The 26,386-nt window shown below is 67.6% G+C and carries 28 protein-coding genes; 14 read left to right on the top strand and 14 right to left on the bottom strand.

Features of this window, described 5'->3' with window-relative positions; genetic code table 11:
* Positions 1-31: 31 nt before the first annotated feature.
* Positions 32-1,075 (bottom strand): phage shock protein operon transcriptional activator, encoded by a 1,044-nt coding sequence (pspF, locus tag I6J77_RS00295; protein ID WP_204110102.1) that lies wholly within the window; start codon positions 1,073-1,075, stop codon positions 32-34.
* Between the two features lie 240 nt (positions 1,076-1,315).
* Here pspF and pspA point away from each other — a divergent pair, with 240 nt between their 5' ends.
* From pspA to I6J77_RS00275, 4 genes are all read left to right on the top strand, one after another.
* A complete protein-coding gene (gene pspA, locus I6J77_RS00290) occupies positions 1,316-1,978 on the top strand; it encodes a phage shock protein PspA (protein WP_235577683.1) in 663 nt (220 codons plus the stop codon).
* A gap of 84 nt (positions 1,979-2,062) precedes the next feature.
* Positions 2,063-2,335, top strand: coding sequence for a PspC domain-containing protein (locus I6J77_RS00285; protein ID WP_082585209.1), 273 nt, complete (start codon positions 2,063-2,065; stop codon positions 2,333-2,335).
* Positions 2,336-2,341: 6 nt separating this feature from the next.
* Positions 2,342-2,728, top strand: a complete 387-nt coding sequence (locus I6J77_RS00280; protein WP_204110101.1) for a PspC domain-containing protein — start codon at positions 2,342-2,344, stop codon at positions 2,726-2,728.
* Between the two features lie 9 nt (positions 2,729-2,737).
* Positions 2,738-2,950: a hypothetical protein gene (locus tag I6J77_RS00275; RefSeq protein ID WP_204110100.1), complete on the top strand. Its 213-nt coding sequence runs from the start codon at positions 2,738-2,740 to the stop codon at positions 2,948-2,950.
* Positions 2,951-3,048: 98 nt separating this feature from the next.
* On the opposite strand, the gene I6J77_RS00270 is transcribed toward I6J77_RS00275, so the two are convergent.
* From I6J77_RS00270 to I6J77_RS00235, 8 genes are all read right to left on the bottom strand, one after another.
* Positions 3,049-3,750 (bottom strand): RES family NAD+ phosphorylase, encoded by a 702-nt coding sequence (locus tag I6J77_RS00270; RefSeq protein WP_204110099.1) that lies wholly within the window; start codon positions 3,748-3,750, stop codon positions 3,049-3,051.
* 90 nt (positions 3,751-3,840) lie between these two features.
* Positions 3,841-4,233 carry an MbcA/ParS/Xre antitoxin family protein gene (locus tag I6J77_RS00265; protein ID WP_204110098.1) on the bottom strand — a complete coding sequence of 131 codons (393 nt, stop codon included), beginning with the start codon at positions 4,231-4,233 and terminating at the stop codon, positions 3,841-3,843.
* A 76-nt stretch (positions 4,234-4,309) separates the two neighbouring features.
* Positions 4,310-6,112: a DUF885 family protein gene (locus I6J77_RS00260; RefSeq protein WP_204111341.1), complete on the bottom strand. Its 1,803-nt coding sequence runs from the start codon at positions 6,110-6,112 to the stop codon at positions 4,310-4,312.
* Between the two features lie 158 nt (positions 6,113-6,270).
* Positions 6,271-6,975: a YafY family protein gene (locus tag I6J77_RS00255; protein ID WP_204110097.1), complete on the bottom strand. Its 705-nt coding sequence runs from the start codon at positions 6,973-6,975 to the stop codon at positions 6,271-6,273.
* A gap of 60 nt (positions 6,976-7,035) precedes the next feature.
* Entirely contained in the window at positions 7,036-7,665 is a 630-nt protein-coding gene (locus tag I6J77_RS00250; protein ID WP_204110096.1) for a glutathione S-transferase family protein, read from the bottom strand.
* 30 nt (positions 7,666-7,695) lie between these two features.
* A complete protein-coding gene (locus I6J77_RS00245) occupies positions 7,696-8,100 on the bottom strand; it encodes a GFA family protein (protein ID WP_056714525.1) in 405 nt (134 codons plus the stop codon).
* Positions 8,100-8,282, bottom strand: coding sequence for a hypothetical protein (locus tag I6J77_RS00240; protein WP_056714530.1), 183 nt, complete (start codon positions 8,280-8,282; stop codon positions 8,100-8,102). The genes I6J77_RS00245 and I6J77_RS00240 overlap by 1 nt, the downstream gene beginning before the upstream one ends.
* Positions 8,283-8,292: 10 nt before the next feature.
* On the bottom strand, positions 8,293-8,901 hold the full coding sequence (locus tag I6J77_RS00235) for a DJ-1/PfpI family protein (protein ID WP_056762932.1): 609 nt from the start codon (positions 8,899-8,901) through the stop codon (positions 8,293-8,295).
* A gap of 190 nt (positions 8,902-9,091) precedes the next feature.
* Between I6J77_RS00235 and I6J77_RS00230 the strand changes: the two genes are divergently transcribed.
* The 3 genes from I6J77_RS00230 to I6J77_RS00220 all read left to right on the top strand — a co-directional run bounded on the left by I6J77_RS00230 (position 9,092) and on the right by I6J77_RS00220 (position 13,261).
* Entirely contained in the window at positions 9,092-10,108 is a 1,017-nt protein-coding gene (locus I6J77_RS00230) for a class 1 fructose-bisphosphatase (RefSeq protein ID WP_056762929.1), read from the top strand.
* A 99-nt stretch (positions 10,109-10,207) separates the two neighbouring features.
* Positions 10,208-11,122, top strand: coding sequence for a patatin-like phospholipase family protein (locus I6J77_RS00225; protein ID WP_204110095.1), 915 nt, complete (start codon positions 10,208-10,210; stop codon positions 11,120-11,122).
* 81 nt (positions 11,123-11,203) lie between these two features.
* Complete coding sequence (locus I6J77_RS00220; protein ID WP_204110094.1) at positions 11,204-13,261, top strand: S9 family peptidase; 2,058 nt, start codon at positions 11,204-11,206, stop codon at positions 13,259-13,261.
* Positions 13,262-13,349: 88 nt separating this feature from the next.
* On the opposite strand, the gene I6J77_RS00215 is transcribed toward I6J77_RS00220, so the two are convergent.
* Positions 13,350-13,529, bottom strand: a complete 180-nt coding sequence (locus I6J77_RS00215) for a hypothetical protein (protein ID WP_007809783.1) — start codon at positions 13,527-13,529, stop codon at positions 13,350-13,352.
* Between the two features lie 209 nt (positions 13,530-13,738).
* On the opposite strand from I6J77_RS00215, the gene I6J77_RS00210 reads away from it, so the two are divergent.
* From I6J77_RS00210 to I6J77_RS00200, 3 genes are read left to right on the top strand one after another with little or no spacing between them, the layout of a single operon-like run.
* A complete protein-coding gene (locus I6J77_RS00210; protein WP_204110093.1) occupies positions 13,739-14,122 on the top strand; it encodes a GntR family transcriptional regulator in 384 nt (127 codons plus the stop codon).
* 1 nt (position 14,123) lies between these two features.
* The gene (locus I6J77_RS00205) at positions 14,124-15,017 is read left to right on the top strand and encodes an ABC transporter ATP-binding protein (RefSeq protein WP_204110092.1); all 894 of its coding nucleotides are present in this window, start codon (positions 14,124-14,126) and stop codon (positions 15,015-15,017) included.
* Positions 15,014-16,486: a hypothetical protein gene (locus I6J77_RS00200; RefSeq protein WP_204110091.1), complete on the top strand. Its 1,473-nt coding sequence runs from the start codon at positions 15,014-15,016 to the stop codon at positions 16,484-16,486. The genes I6J77_RS00205 and I6J77_RS00200 overlap by 4 nt, the downstream gene beginning before the upstream one ends.
* 8 nt (positions 16,487-16,494) lie before the next feature.
* Here the strand turns inward: I6J77_RS00200 and I6J77_RS00195 are convergent, their stop codons facing one another.
* The gene (locus tag I6J77_RS00195) at positions 16,495-17,601 is read right to left on the bottom strand and encodes a PA0069 family radical SAM protein (protein ID WP_204110090.1); all 1,107 of its coding nucleotides are present in this window, start codon (positions 17,599-17,601) and stop codon (positions 16,495-16,497) included.
* Positions 17,602-17,749: 148 nt separating this feature from the next.
* Between I6J77_RS00195 and I6J77_RS00190 the strand changes: the two genes are divergently transcribed.
* Positions 17,750-17,983 (top strand): hypothetical protein, encoded by a 234-nt coding sequence (locus I6J77_RS00190; RefSeq protein ID WP_056714559.1) that lies wholly within the window; start codon positions 17,750-17,752, stop codon positions 17,981-17,983.
* 6 nt (positions 17,984-17,989) lie between these two features.
* Here I6J77_RS00190 and I6J77_RS00185 read toward each other — a convergent pair whose 3' ends face one another.
* Positions 17,990-19,666, bottom strand: coding sequence for an AMP-binding protein (locus tag I6J77_RS00185; RefSeq protein WP_204110089.1), 1,677 nt, complete (start codon positions 19,664-19,666; stop codon positions 17,990-17,992).
* 156 nt (positions 19,667-19,822) lie between these two features.
* Here I6J77_RS00185 and I6J77_RS00180 point away from each other — a divergent pair, with 156 nt between their 5' ends.
* Positions 19,823-20,083: a GlsB/YeaQ/YmgE family stress response membrane protein gene (locus I6J77_RS00180; protein ID WP_007809790.1), complete on the top strand. Its 261-nt coding sequence runs from the start codon at positions 19,823-19,825 to the stop codon at positions 20,081-20,083.
* A 65-nt stretch (positions 20,084-20,148) separates the two neighbouring features.
* Here I6J77_RS00180 and I6J77_RS00175 read toward each other — a convergent pair whose 3' ends face one another.
* The gene (locus I6J77_RS00175; protein ID WP_204110088.1) at positions 20,149-21,804 is read right to left on the bottom strand and encodes an MFS transporter; all 1,656 of its coding nucleotides are present in this window, start codon (positions 21,802-21,804) and stop codon (positions 20,149-20,151) included.
* A 154-nt stretch (positions 21,805-21,958) separates the two neighbouring features.
* A complete protein-coding gene (locus I6J77_RS00170) occupies positions 21,959-23,332 on the bottom strand; it encodes a carbohydrate porin (protein WP_204110087.1) in 1,374 nt (457 codons plus the stop codon).
* A gap of 216 nt (positions 23,333-23,548) precedes the next feature.
* Here I6J77_RS00170 and acs point away from each other — a divergent pair, with 216 nt between their 5' ends.
* On the top strand, positions 23,549-25,489 hold the full coding sequence (gene acs, locus I6J77_RS00165) for an acetate--CoA ligase (protein WP_204110086.1): 1,941 nt from the start codon (positions 23,549-23,551) through the stop codon (positions 25,487-25,489).
* 96 nt (positions 25,490-25,585) lie between these two features.
* Complete coding sequence (locus tag I6J77_RS00160) at positions 25,586-26,257, top strand: response regulator transcription factor (RefSeq protein ID WP_204110085.1); 672 nt, start codon at positions 25,586-25,588, stop codon at positions 26,255-26,257.
* Positions 26,258-26,386: the final 129 nt, after the last annotated feature.

Below are 26,386 nucleotides of genomic sequence, written 5' to 3'. Positions count from 1 at the left end.
ACGACGACGAGGGTGATTTCACGGTTGTCACTCATGGAGCGTCCCCGCGACGGCGCGACTTCACCATGCCGTGCTTGCGCAACAGCGCGCGCAGTTGGTGATAGCTGAGTCCGAGCAGTGGCGCTGCCTCGACCTGGCTGTGGCGGGCTTCGACGAGCGCGCGCTGGACCAGGTCCACTTCCAGGCGCGCCATCTCGGTCTTGATGTCGCAGGGAAGCCGGATCGATTTTCTTTCCGGCGCTGCCACCTCGACGGCTTCCGGCTCGGCCTCGACCGCCGGCCGGAACGCGGAAGCGAAGGGATCGAAAACGATGGCGTCGACCGGGTCGTCGGCCGGCGTGCGGTGCACCGATCGCTCGACCACGTTCTTCAGCTCGCGCACATTGCCCGGCCACGGATAGCGGATCAGCGCGCCGCGGGCGGATTCGCTGAAACCGGCGAACAGGTCCCGGCCCAGCTCGCGACTGATGTTGAGCGCGAAGTGCTCGGCCAGTTGCAGGATGTCACCGGTGCGCGCGCGCAGCGGTGGCACCGTCAGCACGTCGAAGGCCAGGCGGTCGAGCAGGTCGGCGCGAAATGTTCCTGCGCGCACGGCGGCGGGCAGGTCGCCATTGGTCGCGCCCACGATGCGGGCGTCCACGGTCAGCGTCTCGTTGCCGCCGACGCGTTCGAACTGGCCGTACTCGACGGCGCGCAGGATCTTTTCCTGCACGCGCAGGGAAACCGTGGCCAGCTCGTCGAGGAACAGCGTGCCGCCGTGGGCCTGCTCGAAACGGCCGATGTGGCGGCGGCTGGCGCCGGTGAACGCGCCCGCCTCATGGCCGAACAACTCGGTTTCGAGCAGGGCTTCGGTCAGGGTCGCGCAGTTGAGCTTCACCAGCGGCGCCTCCCAGCGCGGCGACAGGTAATGCAGTCGCGCCGCGATCAGCTCCTTGCCGGTGCCGCGCTCGCCGATGACCAGCACCGGCTTGTTCACCGCCGCCACCCGCGAGACGTGTTCCAGCAAATCGAGGAAGGCCGTCGACTCGCCCAGCATGGCGGTGATTTCGGTATCCGATGGCCGCGGATCTGGCATGGGACATCAACTCGCAGAGGGGGGAATGGTCGAATGGCTCATTCAACCCGGTATTGGTGAATTCAACCATAAATCGGTTTATCCAACCGCTGCGAACGACACGCCTCCACGGCCGCAAGGAGTCAAACCTGGACCAATCAATGACTTGAGAGGACGTCGGCGTTTGGCACGACCCGTGCTCTGGATACTTCGTGGCCCTTCACCATCACGAGGCAAGCAGACATGGGCGTTTTTTCGAGAATGAGCGACATCATCAACTCCAACATCAACGCGATGCTGGACAAGGCCGAGGAACCGGAAAAGGTGGTGCGGCTGATCATCCAGGAGATGGAAGACACGCTGGTGGAAGTGCGCTCCGCCGCGGCGCGCGCGATCGCCGACCGCAAGGAACTGGAGCGGCGCGTGGAACACGCCCAGCGCGAGTCCGACGAGTGGCAGCGTCGGGCCGAGCTGGCCATCACCAAGGGGCGCGACGACCTGGCCAAGGCCGCGCTGGCCGAAAAGAAGCACATGGACGCCGCGCGGGAATCGCTGCAGCGCCAGTGCCACGAGGTCGAACTGGGCCTGGCCAAGCTCAACGACGACATCGCCGCGCTGCAGGTCAAGCTGGCCGATGCCAAGCATCGGCAGAAATCCTTCGAATTGCGCCACCACACCGCGGCCAACCGCCTGAAGGCGCGCAGCCGCACCCACGACGAGCGGATCAACAACGCGCTGGGTCGCTTCGAGCACTACGAGCGCAAGCTGGAACACATGGAAGGCCGGGTCGAAGCCTACGACCTGGGCAAGCAGCGCGATCTCGACCGCGAATTCGCGGAGCTGGAAACCAACGACCACGTCGAGGCCGAACTGGCGGCGCTGAAGGAACGCCTGGGCTCGGCGAAGCCGGCGAACAAGGAATAACGAGACGAGGCACCGCCCGATGGAAGCGGCGTGACAACGCCGGAAGCCATCCGGATACCCCAACACCCACTGGAGAGACAAGGCATGAACGCTACACGGGACGGAGATCGTCGACGCCCGCTCCATCGCGATTCGGAACGCGGCCTGATCCTCGGCGTATGCACCGGCATCGCCGAAAGCTTCGACTGGCCGGTATGGCTGACCCGCGCCGGCGCGCTGGCGCTGGCCTGGTGCTTCCCGGTGTCCGCCGTGGTGGCCTACGTCGTCGCCGCGCTGGTCATGCCGGAGCGACCGCTGCGTTACTGCGGCGACGGCGACGAGCGCAGCTACTGGCAATCGACGCGTCACCGGAGCTGAGGAGCCATGGCACGCGACGACTACGGGCGCGCGCAGCGCTTCCATCGCGATCCCCGCCACGGCAGGCTCATGGGCGTGTGTGCAGGCGTGGCGGACGAGCTCGGCTGCAACGTCACCCTGGTCCGGATCATCGCGGTCATCGCGCTGTTCTGGTTCGGCGTGGTGACGCTGGCGGCGTATGTCGTTCTCGGCTTCCTGCTGCCCGCCAGGACGGACATGCGGCACGATGTCGACGAGGCGTACTGGGGCAGCGTGAGGTACCCGGCGGGCGACGGCTTCCGCGAGCGACGCCATCGCCGGCGCGAGCTGGACAGCAACTTGCAGCACATGGAAGGCTACGTCACTTCGCGTCGACGCGATCTCGACCGCCAATTTCGCGATCTGGAACACTAGGAATCAACGATGGACCACGGTCAATTTTTCATACTGAGCATCATCATCGTCGTCTTCGGCGCGCGCATCATCCGCGACCACCTGCGCTTCAAGCAGGTCCAGCCACGCGAGGACCCGCAATACCAGGCGCGCATGGACACGCTGGAGCAGCGCGTGAGGACGCTGGAACGCATCGTGACCGACAAGGGCTACGACCTCAAACGGGAATTCGAGAAGCTGTAGACGCGAGCAAGGCCGCGGCGCGACCGGGGGAAACGGCAGGTCGCCTTCGGCACCCGCCCCGGAAGCCGATCGTGCCCACTCCGCGACGATCGGCGCTGTTACGACTTGTTCGGCCCGGACCGCTTGAGCTCGCTCACCTCCAGCACCTGGGCGATGCGGGTGCCGTCCCAGCGGTAGACCAGGTGCCTGGCCTGCACGCAGGGCGCGACCACGTCGGGGAAGAACGCCGCGATGCATTCGCCGCCGGCATGCCGGGCGCTGTCGAAAACGATGCCGGGCGAACCGGCACCGCGCAGCCTGCGTGCCAGCGCCACACTGGCCACGTAACTGTCGGCCGCCTGTTCCGCCGACCAGCCACCGCGCAGGTCGTGCAGCTTGCTGTCCACGCTGGTGCGATAGCAGCGCATCTGCACTTCGCACGGCGGTTCGCTGGTCGCGGCCATGAATTGCTCGCGGTGATACACCGTTTCCTCGACCGCGGTGGCCACGCTGTGCGCCGCGTAGAACACGCCCCACGTGCCATCGGAGAAACGGCTGCCTTCCGGATTCAGATGGGTGAATGCCGCCATCACCGGCGTCGAACCCGGGCCGCTGACCCGGTGCGCCTTCGGCACCAGCTTCAGCGCGTCGATCTCCTCGCGCAGGCGCGGATTGGTCAATGCTTCGATCGCGAACACCGCGTCCATGTCGGCCGGGTCGGCAATGCGGTCGTACACCCCGACCGGCGGGAAGCGGCTGGGCACGATGCGGTACGCCTGGCTCCAGCGGACGCGTTTGAGGGGCGGCAACTCGTTTGGCATCAGGGTTCCTGGAAGTGCTTCCTTGCCTGCAGGGAGAGGCGCAAAGCGTGCGGCATCGCCGTCTCGCTCGCCGCGACGCCCGTCACCGCTTCAGCCGCGCTGCGCGTCCAGATACTGCCGCACCACGTACAGGTCGGCGACATTGCCCGACAGCATGCGTTCCAGCGCGGAGTGGCCGCCGAACAGCGACGCCGTATTCGGCTTGTGCAGCCAGGCGTCGGCCTGGGCCGGTTCGGGAAACAGGATCTGCAGCGACTTCCAGATCCCGAGCAGGTAGCTGATCCGCTCGATGGTGTCGCGTCCCGGGGCACCATCCTGCTGGCGCTTCCACTTGTAGAAGGTCGATTCCGGCGGATCACCGAGCAGCTTGCGCTGATCGGCGATGCGCAGCTTCCAGTGTTCGGCAAGACGGAAGAACGCGCGCAACGCCGGACCATCGAGGTCCGCGTCAGGAGTGTTTTCAGGCAGCGACTGGGCCAGCACGGTCACTCTCCTTGTAAAGTTGACATGCAATTTACTCTACAAGGGAAGCTTTGGTCAATGTTTGACCAGTGCCGGCTCACGGTCCCGACGGCTGCTCCTTCGCCTTTGCGGCACAGTCGCAGCCGTAATCCGGCTCCGGACCGCCGTCGGCGATGAAGCGGTCGATGCGCTGTTCCAGCACCGGCAACGGCACCGAGCCGGTGGACAGCACGGTGTCGTGGAAATGGCGGATGTCGAACTTCGCGCCGAGCGCCTGCTCCGCCTTCGCGCGCAGCTCGCGGATCTTCAGGTAGCCCAGTTCGTACGACAGCGCCTGGCCGGGCCAGCTGATGTAGCGGTCGACTTCGTTGGCGATCTCGCGAGCGGACAACGCGGTGTTGACGGTGAGGTAGTCGATCGCCTGCTGCCGGCTCCAGCCCAGGTGATGGATGCCGGTGTCGACCACCAGCCGGCAGGCCCGCCACATCTGGTAGGTGAGGTAGCCGAAACGCTGGTACGGGGTCTTGTAGATGCCCATCTCGTTGCCGAGATATTCCGAATAGAGGCCCCAGCCCTCGCCGTAGGCGGAGATGTAGCTGTTGCGGCGGAACGCGGGCTGGCCGTGCTGCTCGTCGGCCAGCTCCAGCTGCAGCGCGTGGCCCGGATAGGACTCATGCAGGGTCAGCGCGGGCATGTTGTACAGCGGCCGCGACGGCAGGTCATAGGTGTTGACCATGTATTCGTCCGGGCCGCCGCGACCGGAGGTGTAGTACGGCGCGATGTCCGCCGGCACCGGCACGATGGTGAAGCGCTGGCGCGGCAGGTGGCCGAAATATCTGGCCATCTGGCCGTCCACTTCCTTGGCCACCCAGGCGCTGCGCATCAGCAGCTCCTCTGGCGACTTCGCGTAGAACTGCGGGTCGCTGCGCAGGAACTGCAGGAACTCGGCGAAGCTGCCCTTGAAGTCGGTGTCCTTGATCACCTCCAGCATCTGCGCATGGATCTGCGCCACCTGGTCCAGACCGATCTGGTGGATCGCGTCGGGGCTGAGGTCGAGCGTGGTGTACTCGCGGATCTGCTGGCGATAGAACGCCTTGCCGTCGGGCAGCGCCTCGGCGGCGAGCGTCTTGCGCGCACGGGGCAGGTACTCGTTGCGGAAGAACGCCAGCAGTCTGGCGTACGCCGGAATCACCTCGTCGCGAAGGCGGCGCAAGGCCTGTCCCTGCAAGGTCTGGGCCTCGTCGGTGGGCATCGTGGCCGGCAGCTGCCTGAACGGCGCGTAGAAGCTGCTCGCGGTCGGGTCCTTCAATTCGGCGACCGCGGCGATCGACACGTCACGCCCGTCCAGCACCGCGCGGGGCACGCTGAAGCCGCGCTTGAGCCCGGCCCGCATGTTGGCGATCTGCTGGTCGAAGTAGGCGGGGATCTGGTCGAGCCGATCCAGGTACTGTTCGTAGTCCTGCCGGGTGCGCAACCGGCCGCCGCCCAGCTGGTAACCGATGTCCGACCAGAACGCCGAATCGCTATTGAACGGCATCTGCCAGTTCTTGAAGCGCTGGTCGGCGACGAAGTTGCCGATCTGCTCGCGATAGATCGCGAAGTTCACCTGTTCGGCAGGCGACAGCGCGGCCACGTCGACGCGTTCCAGCTGCTTGAGCACGTCCTGCCAGTAATCCAGTCGCCGCTGCTGGCTGGCCGCGTCGACGTCATCGAGCCGGCCGTTGTTGGGCTGGGACTCGCCCGACGCGCTGATGCCGGCCTGCCCCGTCCGCCAGGCCCATTCGGTGGTGTAGATGTTCTTGAACCGGGCATCGGCGGCGACGGTGGTTTCGCCGGCCGGGGTGGCGGTCGCGTAGGCCGGCGCGCTGCAGACAAGCGCAAGCACGGCCCATCGGGCCATCATCGGGGTCTTGTTCACTCGGGTTCCTCTTTCCGGGCGGCGGCGTCATCGATCAGGTGACGTGATGCGAGCGTCTATCGTGGCGGTCATGACGGCGCATGGCAACGGCACCCGGCATCCAGCGGCGGTGTCGACGCCCCGGTCCGCCCACGGCCCGCTCAGCCCAGATTGAGCTCGCCCACTCCCACCGAGCGCAGGTAGGCAGCCAGGTTGCGCTCTTCGGTTTCGATGAAAACCTCGCCGCTGGCCGTGCTCTCGGCGATCCGGTCCGGGCGGAAATTGCGGAAGTCGCCGCGCATGCGGCACCACGCGCCCAGGGTCCACTTGCCGCCCCAGAACGACAGGCACAGCGGCTCGATCTCGCGGGTGCTGGGGTTGCCGCCTTCGTCGCGATAGGCCATCCGCAGCACCTGGTTGCCGACGATGGCCGCGTGCAGCTGATCGAGCAGGGCGGCGAAATCGTCGCGGTACTGGTCGCGCCACACCGGCGCGAAGATGCGCGTGCGACTGGCGCGCTCGCGCAGTTCCGGCGGCAGCACCGCCTCGATCTTCAGCAGCGCCGTCTGCGCGTTTTCCGCCAGCCGGGTGCCGGCGAATGCACGCACGAAGCGCGAGCCGACCACCAGAGCCTCGAGTTCGCTGGCGTTGAACATCAGCGGCGGGATGTCCGAACCCTTGCGCAGGACGTAGCCGACGCCGGCCTCGCCCTCGATCGGCACGCCGGACAATTGCAGGTCGGCGACATCGCGATAGACCGTGCGCAGCGACACGCCCAGCGTCTGCGCCAGCGATCGCGCCTGCAGTGCGGTACGTCGACCGCGCAGCGCGTGAATGATGAGGAATAGCCGGTCCGCTCGACGCATTCGCACATCATCCCCGGGAACGATGACGGCGAACAGCGTCGAACGTCACGACTCATCGCATCACGCGCCCTGGGCGGCCACCAGTTCGGCATCCAGCGCGGCGGCACGCTGCACGCCAGGCCGTGCCAGCACGCGGCCGATGTAGGCGCGGATCACCGGCAGCTCGGGCACCAGCTTGAACAGCGTGGTCCAGTTCAACGCGGTGCCCCACAACACGTCCGCCGCGCTGAAACGCTCACCCAGCAGGTACGGTCCCTTTTCCAGCTGGTCGACCACGGTCTTCAGCATGGTGTCGTAGTCGCCGTAGCCGCAGGTCGACGTCGACGCCGGCTCGCGCTGCAGCGATCTGTCGGTCACCGCCGGTTCGAAGCACGAACCGTAGAACACCAGCCAGCGCAGGTACGGGCCGCGCAGCGGATCACCGATCGGCGGCGCCAGCCCGGCTTCGGCATACAGGTCGGTCAGGTAGATGAACACTGCCGGCTGCTCGGTGACCAGGGCACCGTCGTGATGGATCGCCGGCACCTTGCCCATCGGGTTGATCGCCAGATACGCCGGCTGGCGCTGTTCACCGGCCTTCAGGCTGAGCACGTGCAACTCGTAGTCGGCAGCCAGTTCCTCGAGCAGGGCGCGGGTACCGGCGGAGCGGCTTTGTGGCGAATGAAAGAAGCTGACGCGTGGCTTGCTCATCGTGGTTTCCTGGCGAACGGGTGGAAAGTTTCAGAGATGCCGCGTTTCGGCCGGTGCGGACATCCAGTTGTTGTGGCGACCGTCGGAAAAGCGCAGCGGCGCCTCGATCAACTCCTGCGGTTCGACGTCATCAAGGCAGGCCAGGCTGATCGACACGTAGTCGCCGCCGATTTCCGCGATATGGCCGCGGCCGAACGAGCGCACGCCGCAATGCCGGCAGAACAGGTGGTGGGCGCTGCGGGTGTTGAACTGATAGTCCGACAAGGCGTCCTCGCCGCTCAGCAACCGGAAGGCCGCGGGCTTGACGATCACGCCCCACTGCCGCGTCTTGGTGCAGATCGAGCAGTTGCAACGCCCGGTGCCGGCGGCGAGATCGATGTCGGCTTCATAGCGCACCGCGCCGCAATGGCAACTTCCGTGATAAGTCCTGGTCATCATTTGCTCCGGTGATGGAAGGTGTGGGTCAGTGCGGCGAGCAGCGCGCGTTGTCGCCGCGGCGTCGCGCCACTGGCTCCGGCCGGGTTCGCTTTCGGCAAGCGATATTGGCCGTCCAGCAGCAGGCCATTGAGGTACAGCGGACGATAGGCCATCAAGGTGCGTTGCAGGATCTTGTTCATCGCGACCTCCTCATGCCGCCATGGCTTCGCCGACGCACCAGGGCGGCAGCTGCGCATGCTTGAACAGGCGATACCAGTGATCGCGATCGGTGGGGCCGTACAGGTCGAGCGTGCGGATCACCTCACGGGCGAATTCCACGCTGCCAAGGTGGCTGGCGCTGATCACGCCGCCGTCGCTGACCGCGAGCACCTCGGCGTCGTATTGCTCCGCGCCGGCATAGGTGGGCACCTGCGCGGCGATCTGCCCCGACCAGTTGCCGGTGTGACGGCAATCGTCGAGCAGGCCGGCGCGGGCCAGTGCCAGCATGCCGCTGTCGATGCCCGCCACCACCGCGCCGGCCGCGTGCAACTGGCGCATCGCCGCCACCGCCGGCGCGCCCTCACCACGCTGCCACAGATGGCCGCCGGGCACGATCAGCATCGCGGCGCGCGCGTCGTCCAGCTGATCCAGCGTCAGCTCCGGCTGCACGCACAGCCCACCCATCGAGGTGACCTGGGCGCGGCTGAAGCCCACCGTCTGCACCTCCCAGTCGCCGGGGCGCCGGATTTCGCACAGGGCCAGCGCCGCCTGCCAGTCGGCAAAACCCTCGAACACCAGGAAATAAACCGTATCGCGCATGTCTTGGTCCTCCGCCTTGGAGGGACAGCTTGCCGGGGGGCTGCTGCCAGCGTGTTGTCAGCAGGGCGGGGAACAAAAGCGGGATCGCCAGGCTTCACGCTCCCGCGCGCTGCTCTTCCCCGCTCCCCCTTCCCCGTTCCCCGCTCAAAACAAATGCGACAATGCCCGTCCCCCACGCCATGGACCCGACATGAAGCCTGTCTCACTGATCCAGTTCCTGATCGAGGAACGCCGCGCCGGCCACATCAATGCCGAACTTTCGCTGCTGATCGAAGTGGTCGCGCGCGCCTGCAAGCGCATCGCGGTGGCCACCGGCAAGGGCGCGCTGGGCGGCGTGCTGGGCGAGGCCGGCACGGGCAACATCCAGGGCGAGGCGCAGAAGAAGCTGGACGTGATCTCCAACGAGATCCTGCTGGAAGCGAACGCCTGGGGCGGCCACCTCGCCGCCTGCGCCTCGGAGGAAATGGAAGACCCGCAGCAGATTCCGGACGGCTACCCGAAGGGCAACCACCTGCTGCTGTTCGATCCGCTGGACGGCTCGTCGAACATCGACGTGAACATCTCGGTCGGCACGATCTTCTCGGTGCTGCGCTGCCCGGACGGCGTGACCGAACCGAAGGCCGAGCACTTCCTGCAGCCGGGTACCACCCAGCTCGCCGCCGGCTACGTGGTGTACGGCCCGGCCACCGTGCTGGTGCTGACTTTCGGCCACGGCACCCACGAGTTCACGCTCGATCGCGAGGTGGGCAGCTTCATCCTCAGCCGGCGCGCCATCCGCATTCCCGAGCAGGCCACCGAGTTCGCCATCAACATGTCCAACCAGCGCCACTGGCAGCCGCCGATGCAGCGTTACGTGGGCGAACTGCTGGCCGGCAAGACCGGGCCGCGCGGCAAGGACTTCAACATGCGCTGGGTCGCTTCGATGGTGGCCGACGTGCACCGCATCGTGACCCGCGGCGGCGTGTTCTATTACCCGCTGGACGCGAAGATCGAGAAGCAGGGCGGCAAGCTGCGCATCATGTACGAGGCCAACCCGATGGCCTTCATCATCGAGCAGGCCGGCGGCGCGGCGACCACCGGTCGCCAGCGCATCATGGAGATCCAGCCCACCGGCCTGCACCAGCGCGTGCCGGTGTTCCTCGGCTCGAAGGAAGAAGTCGAACTGGCCACGCGCTACCACCAGGAAGCCGACGCCGCCCAAGGCTGACCCTCCTGCTCCCTCCCCTGCTTGCAGGGGAGGGGCAACCTCAACCTCCCCCCGCCAGCAGGGGGAGGAGCAGATCAGAATCTTCCGACACCGATGCCCATGCCCTTCCGCCGTTTGCTGCCACTGTTCGCCACGCTCCTGCTCGGTGCCTGCACGCACGCCAGCAAACCCGCGCCGGTGGTCGCCCCGCCGATGGCGCCGGTGAAGCTGAAGATCGGCCTTGCGCTCGGCGGTGGCGCGGCCAAGGGCTTCGCCCACATCGGCGTGATCAAGATGCTGGAGGCCAGCGGCATCCATCCGGACGTGGTCGCCGGCACCAGTGCGGGCAGCGTGGTCGGCGCGCTGTACGCCAGCGGCATGGACGCGTTCGCGCTGCAGCAGACCGCGTTCGGTCTGGACGAGGCGAAGATCCGCGACGTGCGACTGTTCTCCGGCGGCCTGGTGCAGGGCCAGGCGCTGCAGGATTACGTCAACCAGCTGGTGCACAAGCAGCCGATCGAACAGTTGAAGATGCCGTTCGCCGCTGTTTCGACCGAGCTGGAAACGGGCACGCGCACGGTGTTCGTGCGCGGCAACACCGGCCGCGCGGTGCGCGCATCGTCCAGCATTCCCGGCGTGTTCGAGCCGGTGGAGATCCACGGCAAGCACTACGTCGACGGCGGCGTGGTCAGCCCGATCCCGGTCGACGCGGCACGCCAGCTCGGCGCCGATTTCGTGATCGCGGTGGACATCTCCGCCGCGCCCGACGGCAGCAACCCGCAGGACATGATGGGCATCGTGGGCCAGTCGATCGACATCATGGGGCGGCAACTGGCGGCGCAGGAAAGCGCGCGCGCCGAGGTGGTGATCCGGCCCGACCTGCGCGGCATCGGCCCGACCGATTTCGAGCAGAAGAACCAGGCCATCCTGGCCGGCGAGAAGGCCGCGCTGGCGGCGATCCCCGCGATCCGGGCAAAGCTGGCCGCCATGGCCGCGGCGCGCCAGGCCGCCGGCAGCAAGGCTGCGCAGCGCTGATCCGGTCGCCATGCCGTCCTGCACTTGGCGTGTGTGGCACCGGGTTGTAGCTTCGGGATTCCCCACGCCGGAATCCCTCCCATGCCGAAACGCTCTCGCCTGATCGTCCCGCTGTCGCTGCTCACTCTCGCGCTGGCACCGCAAGCCTTCGCCGCCACGGCCGAGGTCGATCCGCGCATCGAGCAGGTGTTGACCGAACTGGGCAAGGCGCAGTCGATCCAGGCCACCGCGATCTCGCCGAATGGCAAGCAGCTCGCCTGGGTGATCCAGCGCGACGGCAAGCCGGCGATCGAGGTGGCGAATGCCGACGGCAGCCATGCGCGCCGGGTGACCGCCGCGGCGCGGTCCGGCAGCTGCGCCGAATCCGGCATCGCCTGGGCGCCCGATTCGCACCATCTCGCCTTCGTCTCCAACTGCAACGTCGACCTCACCAGCACCAAGGTGATGCAGAACGCGATCTACCTGGCCGACACCACCGGCCACGACGCGCCGGCGCGGCTGGCCGAGCTGAAGGGTTACGTGCGCGCGCTGCAGTGGACCGATGACGGCAAGTCGCTCGGCTTCCTCTACGTGGCAGGCGCCACCCGCCACGCCAGCGCCACCGCCGCGGCCAAACCGGCCGCCGGCGAGATCGGCGTGACCGGGGTGGAAGTGCAGCGCGTGGCCAGCCTCGACGTGGCCAGCGGCACGCTGCGCGAGCTGACGCCGGCCGACATGTACGCGTACGAGTTCGACTGGTCGCCGGACGGCTCGCGCATCGCCTATACCGCCGCGCTGCCGCCGGGCGACAACAACTGGTGGATCGCCAAACTCTACGTGCAACCCGCGCAGGTGGACGCCACCGCGACCGTGCTGGTCGATCCGGCCGACGCCGCCAGCGGCTCGCTGCAGCATCTTCAGATCGCGCTGCCGCGCTGGTCACCGGATGCCTCGCGGATCGCCTTCATCGGTGGCCTGATGAGCGACCAGGGCGCCACCGGCGGCGACATCTACGCGGTGCCCGCCGCCGGCGGCACGCTGGTCAACCTCACCCCCGGCATCAAGGTCACGCCGAGCTGGCTGCGCTGGACCTCGCCGCAGTCGATGCTGGTCAGCCAGGTCAGCAACGGCCAGAGCCAGCTGGCCGACTACGCCGTGTCCGCCACGCAGGCGCAGCAGCAGCGCGTGCACTTCACCGTGCCGGCCAGCATCAGCGACGGCAGCGCCTCGATGGCGATGTCGCTGTCCGCCGACCTCAGGCACGTCGCCTTCCTGCAGAGCTCGTACGCCCGCGCCACCGAAGTGCACGCCGGCGCACTGGGCAAGGCCGCGCCGCCGGCGGTGACCTCGTTCAACGCCGCGCTGAAACCGGCCTGGGGCAAGGCCGAATCGGTGGAATGGAACAACGAAGGCTTCCACGTGCAGGGCTGGCTGCTGTACCCGGCCCACTACGATCCGAAGAAGACCTATCCGATGGTGGTGGTGGTGCACGGCGGCCCTTCGAGCGCGGTGATCCCGCGCTGGCCCGGCGTGGGTTACGGTGCGGCGCCGCTGTCCGCGCTGGGTTATTTCGTGTTCCAGCCGAATCCGCGCGGCAGCTTCGGCCAGGGCGAGAAGTACGTGCAGGCGAACCGCAAGGACTTCGGCTACGGCGACCTGCGCGACGTCCTCGCCGGTGTGGACGCGGTGGAGAAGAAATTCCCGGTGGACGACCAGCGGCTCGGCCTCACCGGCTGGAGCTACGGCGGCTTCATGAGCATGTTCGCGCCGACCCAGACCCAGCGCTTCCGCGCCGTGGTGGCCGGCGCCGGCATCTCGAACTGGCAGAGCTATTACGGCCAGAACCTGATCGACCAGTGGATGCCGCCGTTCTTCGGCGCCAGCGTCTACGACGACCCGGCGGTGTACGCGAAGAGCTCGGCGATCAACTTCATCAAGCAGGTGAAGACGCCGATGCTGATCGTGGTCGGCGACCGCGACGCCGAATGCCCGGCGCCGCAATCGTTCGAGATGTGGCATGCGCTGCGCGCGCAGGGCGTGCCCACCTCGCTGGTGGTGTATCCGAACGAAGGCCACCACTTCGTCGATCCCGCCCACCAGCGCGATGTGCTGCAGCGGGCGCTGGGCTGGTTCGAGAAGTACCTGCCGGCCAGCCGCTGAGCCGAACGGCACGAACCGGCCGACATGAACCGACCGACATGAAAAGAGCGGGCCGACTGGCCCGCTCTTTTTTTGTCACGCCTCGCCGTCAGTGCTCGGGCGGGTCCTTGCTGCGGGTCTTGGTGACCGCGCCCAGGATGCCCGCGCCGACCAGCACGACCGCGCCGCCGATGATCCACTGGTTGGGCACGTGCAGCAGCGTGGCGATGTAGACCAGACCGCCGATCACGACGATCATGCCGATCAGGTAGAGCGCGAACGAGGACATCGGTGCCTCCCTGGTGCAGGTCGCCGCGGCGTACGCGCCTCGACGAATGGCCGCATTGCAGCCGATCGGACTTCATCGGCGCGTGAAGAAGGCTTGAGGCGCTCCCCGGCGCCGTCGACGCGGTGCTCCCCGGCAAGAGGCAGGCCACCGGCCGACCAGGTCGGAAGTCATTGTTGACAGGCTCCATGTGTATTGCTGTACTGATACACATGGATGCCTCCCTGCTCACCGTTCAACCGACCGCCAGCGAGCCGATCTATCGGCAGATCGTCGAACAGCTGCGCCGGCTGATTGCCGGGGGCCAGCTCGCCCATGGCGAACTGCTGCCGTCGGTGCGCGACGTCGCCGGCTTCCATGCGATCAACCCGATGACCGTGTCGCGCGCCTACGGCATGGCCGAAAGCGAGGGTCTGGTGGAGCGCCTGCGCGGCAAGGGCATGGCGGTGATCGCCACGCGCAAGGCCGCGCAAAGCGAAAGCCATCGGCTCGCCCTGCTCGAACCGCAATTGCAGGCATTGGCGCGCCATGCCCACGAACTCGAACTGCCCGCCGCGCCGGTGCTGCGGCGCCTGACCAAACTGCTGGGAGAATGAAATGAACGCGATGCCGAGTGAAACGGAATCCACCATCGCCCCGCTCGCGGTGCGCGGCCTGGTCCACAGCTACGAAGGCAGCCATGCGCTGAACGGCGTCGACCTGGCGCTGGAACCGGGCAGCGTGCTCGGCCTGATCGGCCGCAACGGCGCCGGCAAGTCGACCCTGATCCGCATCATGCTGGGCCTGCTCGAACCGATGGCCGGGGTCGCGACGGTATTCGGCGAACCGGCGCTGGCGCTCGGCGACGAAGCCAAGGCGCGCATCGCCTATGTGCCGCAGCAGCCCGAGGCGCTGGCCTGGCTCACCGCGCAACAGATGCTCGACTTCGTCGGCCGTTTCTACCCGCGCTGGGACAAGACCTTCGTCAGGAACACGCTGGAACGCTGGCAGATCCAGCCGAACCGGCTGCTGGCGAAGCTGTCGCCGGGCGAACGCCAGCGTGTCGACCTGATCCGCGCGCTGGCCTCGCAACCGGAACTGCTGGTGCTGGACGAACCGGCCGCGGCGCTCGACCCGGTCGCCCGCCGCGAACTGCTGCGCGAGGTGGCGCTGCGCGCCGGCGAGTCCGGCACCACCGTGCTGTTCTCCACCCATATCGTGTCGGACCTGGAACGCGTGGCCTCGGAAGTGGCGTTCCTGCATCAGGGCAAGTTGCTGATGCGCTGCAGTGTCGATGAGACCAAGGAACGTTACGCGCGGCTGTGGCTGCCCGGGCGGCTGAGCGCAGCCGCTCCCGCGCACAGCCTGAGCCGGCGTCGCCACGACGACGGCAGCCTCAGCCTGGTGGTCGAGCTCGACGAGCACGGCCGCTGGCCGGAGGCCGCCAGCCTGGCCGGCGCCCGCGTCGACGCACTGGGCCTGGAGGATCTGTTCGTGGAGGTGGCCGAATGAAACCGTCGCAGCTGTTCCGGATTCCCTGGTACGCGGCCCATCGCTCGCTGCGCTGGATGGCGGTGGTGCTACTGACCGTGTGTGCCGGTTCGGCCATCGGCCTCGGCCTGTTCGGCAGCAAGCCCGGCCATTTCGCCGGCGCGATCTTCATGTTTGGCGTGGGCCTGCTGTTCGTGTGGGCATTCTTCCTGCCGACCACCCTGTTGCTGGCGATCGATGCGTGGCAGCTGCGCGTGCCGGCGATCCAGCGGCAGATCGTGGCGTCCCTGCTGCTGCATGCCGGGCTCGGCATCGCCGTGCCGACCCTCGTGCTGGGCATGCTGGGCGCGCCGGTGCTCAACACCGCGGTCGTGCTGACGCTGTGCACGGCGGTCGGGCTCGCATTCGCGCTGATGCCGCGCTATTGCGCCATCTTCTTCGGACTGATGCCCACCCTGGGCAATACGCTGTGGCATCGCCTGCACCTGCCCGGCATCGACGACCCCCGCTTCGTGCTGCTCGCGCTGCCGCTGATCCTGCTGTCGCTGCTGCTGATCGTGATCCGCTGGCGTCGGCTGCTGCGCGGCGGCTCCAGCCGCGCGCAGGGCTGGAGTTCGCCGATGGTGCTGCAGTATCGCAGCGGCGGCTGGGGCCAGTGGAGCGCCATCGGCGACCTGCGCCAACTGCAGCAGCGACCGGACTGGCTGCAGCTGGCCGTCAGCCTCGACGGCGTGGGCCCCACGGCGCCGCGCAAGGCGTTGCGGGTGGCGCTGGGCGGCTGGTACCTGCCGCAAACCTGGCGCAGTTACGCCAGGCAACTGGGCCTGATGATCGCCTTCGTCGCGCTGCCGTTGCTGGGTGTCGCGTGGCTGCTGCACTGGGGCGGACAGGACGCGCAGGCCGCCGTCGCGATGCGTGGCGTGTTGATCGGCAGCCTTGGCATGGTCGGCGGCGTTGCCGGTCCGATGATCTGCACGTTCAGCCTGATCTGGCTGAACAGGCGCTGGCAACAGGCCAATGCCGAACTGCCCCTGCTGGCACTCCTGCCGGGGCTGGGCGAACCCGCGCAGGCGCGGCGGCAGGTGGTGCGCGCCGGGCTCGGCCTGCCGCTGGTTCTGCACGCGCTGCTGGCGCTGCTGATCGGTGTCGCCATGCTGTGCTGGCATGGCCACGTCGCGATGCTGTCGTTCCTGCTGCTGGCCCAGCTGGGTGCCACGACCGTCACCGTGGCGATGCTGCTCAATCTTTTCGGTGGCCGCCGGCTGTCCATCTGGGTGACCGGCGCGGTGCTGGTCACCAGTTTCGTGCTCTGCCTGTCGAGCCTGCTGCTGCCGGCCATCAGCTGGGGCCGTCACCCGGTCGCGGGCGTCGAGCCACTGCTGCTGCCCCTGGTCGGCGCGTGGCTGCTGCTGGGCGCCGGCATGATCTGGCTGGCGCGGCGCGGCTGGCGCGGGTTGATGCAATTGCCGCATCCGTTTGTGCAGAGCTGAGCGGGCTCTCAGAACAGCTCGCCCTGGGGCGAGGGCTTGCGCGGCGGCACGAAGCGCGAGGTATCCAGTTGCAGTTCGCGGGCGCGGGCGAAGCCGTGCCGACGGCAGGCCAGCTCGAAGCGACGGCGCAGCAGGTCGGCGAACACGCCCTGCCCGCGCATGCGGGTGGCGAAGTCGCTGTCGTAGTCGCGGCCGCCGTTCATCTGCTGCACCAGGCTCATCACGTGTTCGGCGCGCTGCGGCGCATGCAGCGCCAGCCATTCGCGGAACAGCGATTTCAGTTCGTGCGGCAGGCGCAGCGTGGTGTAGCCGGCGCTGCGCGCGCCGGCATCAAAGGCCTGCGCCAGCACCGCTTCCATGTCCTTGTCGTTCAACGCCGGAATGATCGGCGCCACCAGCACGCCGACCGGCACGCCGGCCTCGGCCAGGTTGCGGATCGCCTTGATCCGCCGGTGCGGCGCGCTGGCGCGCGGTTCGAGTTTCGCGGCGAGATGGTTGTCCAGCGAATTGACCGAGACGAGGACCTGCACCAGTCCTTCGCGCGCCATCGGCTGCAGGATGTCGAGGTCGCGCTCGACCAGCGCGTTCTTGGTCACGATGGTGCACGGGTGATGGCATTCGGCCAGCAGCTCCAGCGCGGCGCGGGTCAGCCGCCAGCGCTTCTCGATCGGCTGGTAGGGGTCGGTGTTGCTGCCGATGTTGATCGGGCTGATCGTGTAGCCGGGCTTGCCCAGTTCCGCCCGCAGCACCTCGGCGAAGTTGCCCTTGGCGCGGATCTTCGTCTCGAAGTCGAGACCCGGCGACAGGTTGAGATAGCTGTGCGAGGGCCGCGCGAAGCAGTAGATGCAGCCGTGCTCGCAGCCGCGATACGGATTGATCGCCTGGCTGAAGGCGATGTCCGGCGAGTCGTTGCGGCTGATCACGCTGCGCGCGCGCTCGTCGGTGACTTCCGTGCGCGGGCGCGGCGCATCCTCGTCCAGCAGCGCACCCTGCCAGCCGTCATCTTCGGCCTGGTGGCGGACGTGTTCGAAGCGGCCTTCGGGATTCGACGCGGCGCCGCGCCCCTTGTGCGCACGCGGGGCGTAGGGCGAATCGGGTGGTGGTGGCGAGCTCATCCGGGCAGTGTGGCGTGCCGGAATCTCAGTCGTGGCGACACCGCGTCAAGCTGTGATTCCACGCGCGCCCGGCGCGCATGGGCGGCGCTATGATCTGCCCGTCCGTCGCTGCGGGAGCGACGCTCCATCCACTTGCCGGGTCGTGCCCATGCGCTGGTTGCTGCTGATTTCCACCGTATTCGCCTTCGTGCTCTGCTTCACCCGCCACAGTGCCGGCGCGTGGGGTTTCTGGATGCTGGTCGGACTGCTCGGGGTGTTCGCCAGCACGCTGGCCTTCGTCCACGCCCGCATCGCCGGCAATACACGGGAAGCCAGCTTGTCCGAGTACGACCTCAAGCGTCTGCGCGAGGGCAAGCCGCCACTCCGGCACGAGCGTCCCTGACGCCGGTCAGGGCGCCAGCTCGGCCGCCATCGCGTCGCGCATCAGGTATTTCTGGATCTTGCCGGTCACCGTCATCGGGAAGGTGTCGACGAAGCGCACGTAGTGCGGCACCTTGTAATAGGCGAGGTGATGGCGGCAGTAATCCTGGATCTCGGCCACGCTGGCGCTGACGCCGTCGCGCAGGACAATCCACGCGCACACCTGTTCGCCGAATTTCGGGTCGGGCACGCCGAACACCTGCACGTCGCGGATCTTCGGATGGCCGTAGAGGAACTCCTCGATCTCGCGCGGGTACACGTTCTCGCCGCCCCGGATGATCATGTCCTTGAGCCGGCCGACGATGCTGCAGTAGCCGTCCGCGTCGATCACCGCCAGGTCGCCGGTATGCATCCAGCGCGCCTCGTCGATCACCTCGGCGGTGCGCGCGGGGTCGTCCCAGTAACCCAGCATCACCGAGTAGCCACGCGTGCACAGCTCGCCGGTGCTGCCGCGCGGCACCACCTGGCCGGCCTCGTCGACCAGTTTCACCTCCAGCTGCGGGTGGATCCGTCCCACGCTGTCGACGCGGCGTTCCAGCGGATCATCGGGCACGGTCTGGAAGCTCACCGGGCTGGTTTCGGTCATGCCGTAGGCGATGGTGACGTCGGCCATGTGCATCTCGCCGACCACCCGGCGCATCACCTCGATGGGACAGGGCGAGCCGGCCATGATGCCGGTGCGCAGCGAGCTCAGGTCGAATTCGCCGAAGCGCGGATGCTCCAGCTCGGCGATGAACATGGTGGGCACGCCGTGCAGGCCGGTGCATCGTTCCTCGGCCACGCATTGCAGGGTGGTCAACGCGTCGAAGCCCTCGCCGGGGATCACCATGCAGGCGCCATGGGTGACGCAGGCCAGGTTGCCCAGCACCATGCCGAAGCAGTGATAGAACGGCACCGGGATGCACAGCCGGTCCTGCTCGGTCAGGCGCATCGCCTCGCCGATGAACCAGCCGTTGTTGACGATGTTGTGGTGGGTCAGGGTGGCGCCCTTGGGCGCGCCGGTGGTGCCGGAGGTGAACTGGATGTTCACCGCGTCGTCGAAGTTGAGCGCCGCTTCGCGCACGCGCAACAGCGCACGCGCCGCCTCGTCGCCAAGCGCGGCCAGCTGCGCCCAGCGGCGGGTACCGGGCTCGTCCTGCTGGTCCAGCAGGATCACCTCGCGCAGCGCGGGCAACCTGGCCGCCTGCAACTGGCCCGGTGCCGCCGTCGCCAGTTCCGGCGCCAGCTCGGTGAGCATCGCCAGGTAGTGCGAGGTCTTGAAGCGGCGCGGCAGCACCAGTGCGCGGCAGGCCACCTTGTTCAGCGAGTACTCCAGCTCGTGCGTGCGATACGCCGGGTTGATGTTGACCAGGATCAGCCCGGCCTTCGGCGCGGCGAACTGCAGCACGACCCACTCGGCCCGGTTCGGCGCCCAGATGCCGATGCGCTCGCCCCGCTCCAGGCCCAGCGCCAGCAGGCCCGCCGCGACACGTTCCACCTCGGCATGGAATGCCCGGTAGTCCAGGCGCACGTCCTGCGCACGCGCGACCAGCGCCGGTCGCTGCGGGTATTTCGCCGCCACCCGATCGAGCAGGCCACCGACGGTTTCGCCCAGCAGCGGCTGCAGGCTGGCGCCATGCACGTAACTCGGTGTGGCTGTGGTCATCGGCCGGTTCCCGGTGGCGTCACCGCTGAATGCTGGGCGCCAGCATACCCCGGCCCACAGCCGTCACGACCGCTGCACACGCGAGCGCGGACGCTGCGGCGGCGTGGCCCGGCATGCGGCCACCGTCGACTCTTCCGCTCGAACCAGGAGTTCATGATGACGCTTACCGCCCTGCTCATCTTCTTGTTGATAGGCGCCATCGCCGGCTGGCTGGCCGGGTTGATCGTGCGCGGTTTCGGCTTCGGCCTGCTTGGCAACATCGTGGTCGGCATCATCGGCGCGTTCCTGGCCGGCTGGCTGCTGCCGACGCTCGGTGTCGGCTTCAGCCTGGGCAACCCGATCGTCACCAGCATCGTCTACGCGATGATCGGTGCGATCGTGCTGCTGGTGATCATCGGACTGATCAAGCGCGCCTGACGCGCTTCGCAACGAAGAACGCAGCGGCTCCCGCCGCTGCGTTCTTCGTGCCGCGCCCGCATGGCTCAGGCGGTGATGTCGACATCCTTGGTTTCGCGCACGAACAGCATGCCGATCACGAAGGTCATCAGCGCGATCACCACCGGATACCACAGGCCCGCGTAGATGTTGCCGGTGAGCGCCACGATGCCGAACGACACCGAGGGCAGGAAACCGCCGAACCAGCCGTTGCCGATGTGGTACGGCAGGCTCATCGAGGTGTAGCGGATCTTGGTCGGGAACATTTCCACCAGCCACGCCGCGATCGGGCCGTAGACCATGGTCACGTACAGCACCAGCAGGAACAGCAGGAACACCAGCATCGGGTAATTGCTGCGTGCCGGATCGGCCTTGGCCGGGTAGCCGGCCTGGTCCAGCGCCGCGCCGAGGCTGGCCGCGAACGCCTTGCCCTGGGCCGCGAAGTCGGCCTTGGCCAGCGTGCTGCCCTCGAACGCATCGATGCTGGCGCTGCCCACCGTGACCTTTGCCACCGTGCCCGCCGGGGCGGCCTGGTTGTCGTACGGCACGCCGCGCTTGGCCAGCGTGCTCTTGGCGATGTCGCAGGAGCTGGTGAAGGTGGAGGTGCCGGTGAGGTTGATCTGCAGGTGGCAGTTGGCCGGGTCGGCGTGCACGGTGACCGGCGCGGTGGTGCGGGCCGCCTCGATGCCGGGATTGCCGTAGTGGGTGATCGCCTTGAAGATCGGGAAGTAGGTCAGCGCGGCCAGCAGGCAGCCGGCCAGCACCACCGGCTTGCGGCCGATCTTGTCCGACAGCCAGCCGAACACCACGAAGAACGGCGTGCCGATCAGCAGCGCGGCCGCGATCAGCAACTGGGTGGTGGTCGAGTCGATCTTCAGCGTGCTGCCGAGGAAGTACATCGCGTAGAACTGGCCGCAGTACCACACCACGGCCTGGCCGGCGGTGGCGCCCAGCAGGGCCAGGATCACCAGCTTCAGGTTGCCCCAGCGGGCGAACGATTCGGTCAGCGGCGCCTTCGACTGCTTGCCCTCTTCCTTCATCTGCTTGAACACCGGCGACTCGGCCAGCTGCAGGCGGATGTATACCGACACCGCCAGCAGCAGGGAGGAGATCAGGAACGGGATGCGCCAGCCCCAGTCCTCGAACTTGTCGCCCATCATCCATTTGCAGCCCAGGATCACCAGCAGCGACAGGAACAGGCCGAAGGTGGCGGTGATCTGGATGAAGCTGGTGTACAGGCCGCGCTTGCCCGGCGGTGCATGTTCGGCCACGTAGGTGGCCGCGCCGCCGTACTCGCCGCCCAGCGCCAGGCCCTGCAGCATGCGCAGCAGGATCAGGATCACCGGCGCCGCCACGCCGATCGAGCCGTAGCTGGGCAGCAGGCCCACGAAGAAGGTGGACAGGCCCATGATCACGATGGTGATCAGGAAGGTGTACTTGCGCCCGACCAGGTCGCCGACCCGGCCGAACACCAGCGCGCCGAACGGACGCACGGCGAAGCCGGCGGCGAACGCCAGCAGGGCGAACACCAGCTGGCTGGCCTCGTTGAGCCCGGAGAAGAACTGCTTGCCGATGATCACGGCCAGCGAGCCGTACAGGTAGAAGTCGTACCACTCGAACACGGTACCCAGGCTGGACGCCAGGATGACCCGCTTGTGGCTGACATCGAGCGCGGCGCGCCCGTCGATCGCGGTGGTGGCCATGGATGTTTCCCCTCTCAGGATAGTGGGATGCCGCTCTCCGCCAGGGTGGAAGAGAAGTCGACCGATGCGGTCCCCCGGCAAGCCCCGGACCGCACCCCGTCATCCCCCCGCAAGGCGGGAGGCTGTGCGGCGATGCCAGGCATCGCCGGTGAAGTCAGAAGCGGTACAGCGCGTTGAGGCTGACCTGGTTGCCGCTGGTGGTCTTGTGGTCGGTGCCGTTGCTGGTCGAATCCAGCTTGTCGTGCAGCCACTCCATGCCCAGCTCGTAGGAACCGGCCGCGTACTGCAGGCTCAACGCGGTCTGCCGATTGCGCAGCAGGCCGGTGGCGCCGTTGCCCATCCAGTCGACCACGTCGTTCCGGTCCGGCTTGTTGTAGGCGTAGAACGCGTACAGGCTCCAGTTCGGCGTGAAGCTGTAACCGGCCTGTGCATAGCCGCCGGTTTCCTGGATGTCGCCGAACTGCGACATCGCGCCGAAGATCTGGCCCAGGCCCTTGCCGCTGTACGCCGCGCCCTTGAAGGTCCACGGGCCGGGCTTCCACTGTCCGCCGAGCTCGTAGCCCACGCTGGTGACCTCGGACTTCACCGGCGTGGCCGCGGTGCCGCCCACCCCGCGCAGGTCGACCTTGCTGTAATGCGCCGCGAAGTAGGCTAGCCAGTTCTTGTCCTGCACGTGCAGGCGCGCCTCGAGCTGCGGCCGGAAGCCGGCGCTGCCCGCGGTCAGGTAATTGACGTTGTTGCCCGGACCGCTCCAGTGGCCTTCGAACACGCCCACGTCGAGTCGCCACTGTGCGCCGGTGCTGCCGTGGTTCAGGTCCTGCATCACCACCAGGCCGGGGAAGCGCCAGCCGATCACGCCCGAGCCGTAGCCCAGCGGGAATGCGATATGCGCCAGCGAGGTGGCCGAGTTGTCGATCGGGAACATCAGGTCCCATTGCTGGCCGATGCGCACCGTGGTGCCACTCTCGGGGTTGGTCAGGTCCATGTAGGCCTGGCGCAGGCGCGGCGTCGGCTGCTGCTGGCTATAGGCGCCGGTGCCGTTGAAGCCGCCGAAGAAGTCCATCTCGATGCGACCGCCGCCGCTCCAGTTGCCGGCGAACTTGGCGCCCTTGAAGTCGAGCCAGAAGCGCGTGTTGCGCACGTCGACGCCGCTGAGCGAGCCGGTCGAACCCGGCGTCGGATACAGCGCGTTCTGGCCGTTGCCGTAGGAAAAGCTCTTGTTCTGGCTGAAGGCGCTGGCGCTGATGAAACCATGCAGGGCCACCGACACGCCGGGCGCGCTGCTGAACACCGGTGTCGCCGGCGCGGCAGCGACCTGCTGCACCGGGGCGGGCGCGGGAGCAGGCGCGGCCTTCTGCGCCTGCACCATCGCCTTGAGTTCGTTCAACTGTTGTTCGAGCTGGGCCACCCGTTGTTCGAGTTGCTGTTCGCGCGTGTCGCTTTGCGCGTGGCCGGCGAGCGGAAGCATCAGCGCGCATGCCATGCTCAGGGCAAGCGCGTTGCGGCGATTGGTGTGTCGCGTAGTCATGCGTGCGTCTCCCCAGGTCGATGACAGGCCGAGCATGGCCATGCTGCAGCGCGCGCGACTATTCGCCATTGGTCGAAGTTCGACCAAAGTCGAGCGCGCCCGGCGCCGCAGGCCCCGGCTTGATCGGGCTACACTCGAAGTCCGTGCTGCGCCGGGCGCTGACGCCAGGCGCGCGAATCCCGTCGCCACTGGTGACGCCGCCAGCAGGAGCCAGCCATGTCCAAGCTTTATCCGGTCGACCCGTCGTTTGCCGCCGCAGCGCGTTTGCGCCACGACGACTACACCAGGCTGTATGCCGAGTCGGTCAGCGACCCGGAAGGCTTCTGGGGTCGCATCGGCCAGCGACTGGACTGGATCAAGCCGCCGACGAAGATCAAGGATGTGTCGTTCGATCCGCAGGACCTGCACATCCGCTGGTACGAGGACGGCGAGCTCAACGTCAGCGCGAACTGCCTCGACCGCCACCTGGCCGAGCGCGGCGACAAGGTGGCGATCATCTTCGAGGGCGACGACCCGAAGGACTCGCGCCGGATCAGCTACCGCGAGCTGCACACCGAAGTGTGCAAGTTCGCCAACACGCTGAAGCACCTGGGCGTCGTCAAGGGCGATCGCATCGCGATCTACCTGCCGATGATTCCCGAAGCCGCGGTGGCGATGCTGGCCTGCGCCCGGCTGGGCGCGATCCACTCGGTGGTGTTCGGCGGCTTCTCGCCCGACTCGCTGGCCGGGCGCATCGTCGACTCGCAGGCCAAGGTGGTGATCACCGCCGACGAAGGCCTGCGCGCGGGCAAGCACATTCCGCTCAAGGTCAACGTGGACGCCGCGCTGGAACGTCCCGGCACCAATAGCGTGGAGACCGTGATCGTGGTGCGCCACACCGGCAGCGCGGTGCACATGCAGTCGCCGCGCGACCGTTACTGGCACACCCTGATGGAAGGCCAGAGCGCCGACTGCCCGCCCACCCCGGTCGAGGCCGAGCACCCGCTGTTCGTGCTGTACACCTCCGGCTCCACCGGCAAGCCCAAGGGCGTGCAGCACTCCACCGGCGGCTATCTGGTCTACACCAGCTACACGCACGAACTGGTGTTCGACCTGCGCGAGGACGACGTCTACTGGTGCACCGCCGACGTGGGCTGGGTCACCGGCCACAGCTACGTGGTGTACGGTCCGCTGTGCAACGGCGCCACCACGGTGATGTTCGAGGGCGTGCCGAACTACCCCGACTTCAGCCGCTTCTGGCAGGTGATCGACAAGCACCAGGTCAGCCTGTTCTACACCGCGCCCACCGCGATCCGCGCCCTGATGCGCGAAGGCGAGGCGCCGGTGAAGAAGACCTCGCGCGCCAGCTTGCGCCTGCTCGGCTCGGTGGGCGAACCGATCAATCCCGAAGCGTGGGAGTGGTACCACCGCGTGGTCGGCGACGAGCGCTGCCCGATCGTCGACACCTGGTGGCAGACCGAGACCGGCGGCATCCTGATCTCGCCGCTGCCCGGCGCGATCGCCACCAAGCCGGGCTCGGCGACCTTGCCGTTCTTCGGCATCAAGCCGGCCATCGTCAACGCCGACGGTGAGGTGAAGGACGGCGTCGCCGAAGGCAACCTGCTGATCACCGACTCCTGGCCCGGCCAGGTGCGCACCATCTACGGCGACCATCAGCGCTTCATCGAAACCTATTTCAGCGCCTATCCCGGCAACTATTTCACCGGCGACGGCGCCCGCCGCGACGAGGACGGCTACTACTGGATCACCGGCCGCGTCGACGACGTGATCAACGTGTCCGGCCATCGCCTCGGCACCGCCGAGGTGGAAAGCGCGCTGGTGGCCCACCCGAAGGTGGCCGAAGCCGCCGTGGTCGGCTGCCCGCACGAGATCAAGGGCCAGGGCATCTACGCCTACGTCACCCTGGTCGCCGGCGAGACCGGCAGCGACGAACTGCGCAAGGAGCTGATCGCCTGGGTGCGCAAGGAGATCGGCCCGATCGCCACGCCGGACTACCTGCAGTGGGCGCCCGGCCTGCCGAAGACCCGCTCGGGCAAGATCATGCGCCGCATCCTGCGCAAGATCGGCGAGAACCAGCCCGACCAGCTCGGCGACATCACCACCCTGGCCGACCCGGGCGTGGTGAAGAACCTGGTCGACGAGCGGTTGATCAAGTGAAGCAGGAGTGAGTGAAGAGAAGTGAGAAGTGAGAGAAGGCCGGCCAGCTCGACGTTCTCTCTCGTTTCTCACTCCTCACCTCTCACTACTCGCCTTATGCCCGACATCCTGATCGCCGACGACCATCCGCTGTTCCGCGACGCGTTGCAGCGCGCGGTGCTGGCGGCCGTGCCGCAGGCGCGGGTGCACAGTGCGGACAGCGTGCATGCGCTGCTCGGGCTGATCGAGCAATTCCCCGACGCCGAGCTGCTGCTGCTCGACCTGCACATGCCCGGCGCGCGGGGCTATTCGGCGCTGGCGCATATCCGCGGGCAGTATCCGGGACTGCCGATCATGGTGGTGTCCGGCCATGAAGAGGCCCAGGTGGCGCGGCGCGCGCTGGCCCACGGTGCGTCGGCCTATGTGCCCAAGTCCACCGCGGGCGAGGACATCGTGGCGGCGATCCGCGCCGTGCTTGATGGCGACGTCTGGCTGCCGCACGCCCTGCTGGGCGGTTCCGACGAACTGCGACCCGACGAAGCCGCCGCCGCCGCCCAGATCGCCACGCTGACGCCGCAGCAGTTCCGGGTGATGACGATGATCGCCGAGGGCCTGCTGAACAAGCAGATCGCCTGGGAGCTCGGCGTTTCCGAGGCGACCGTGAAGGCGCACATGACCGCGATCATGCGCAAGCTCGGGGTCAGCAACCGCACCCAGGTCGCGCTGGCCGCCAGCCAGCTGGCGGTGGACCAGGAAGCGATGCCGGTGCTGCCGCCCGAAGAAGACTGAGCCGGTCGCAGACGGTCTCCGCCCGTTGGTTCAGACGGCCAGGCGAATAGCCGTCCATCCCTATAGACGTCCAATTGCGAAAAATCCCTTGCGCTTTTGCTGCATCGCACTATAGTCGATAAGCAGCCA

Origin of the sequence: Rhodanobacter sp. FDAARGOS 1247 (assembly GCF_016889805.1) — a bacterium.
Classification (GTDB): Bacteria; Pseudomonadota; Gammaproteobacteria; order Xanthomonadales; family Rhodanobacteraceae; genus Rhodanobacter.
The sequence above is the reverse complement of the archived record's forward strand: the minus strand, read 5'-3'. Positions and strand labels throughout refer to the sequence as shown.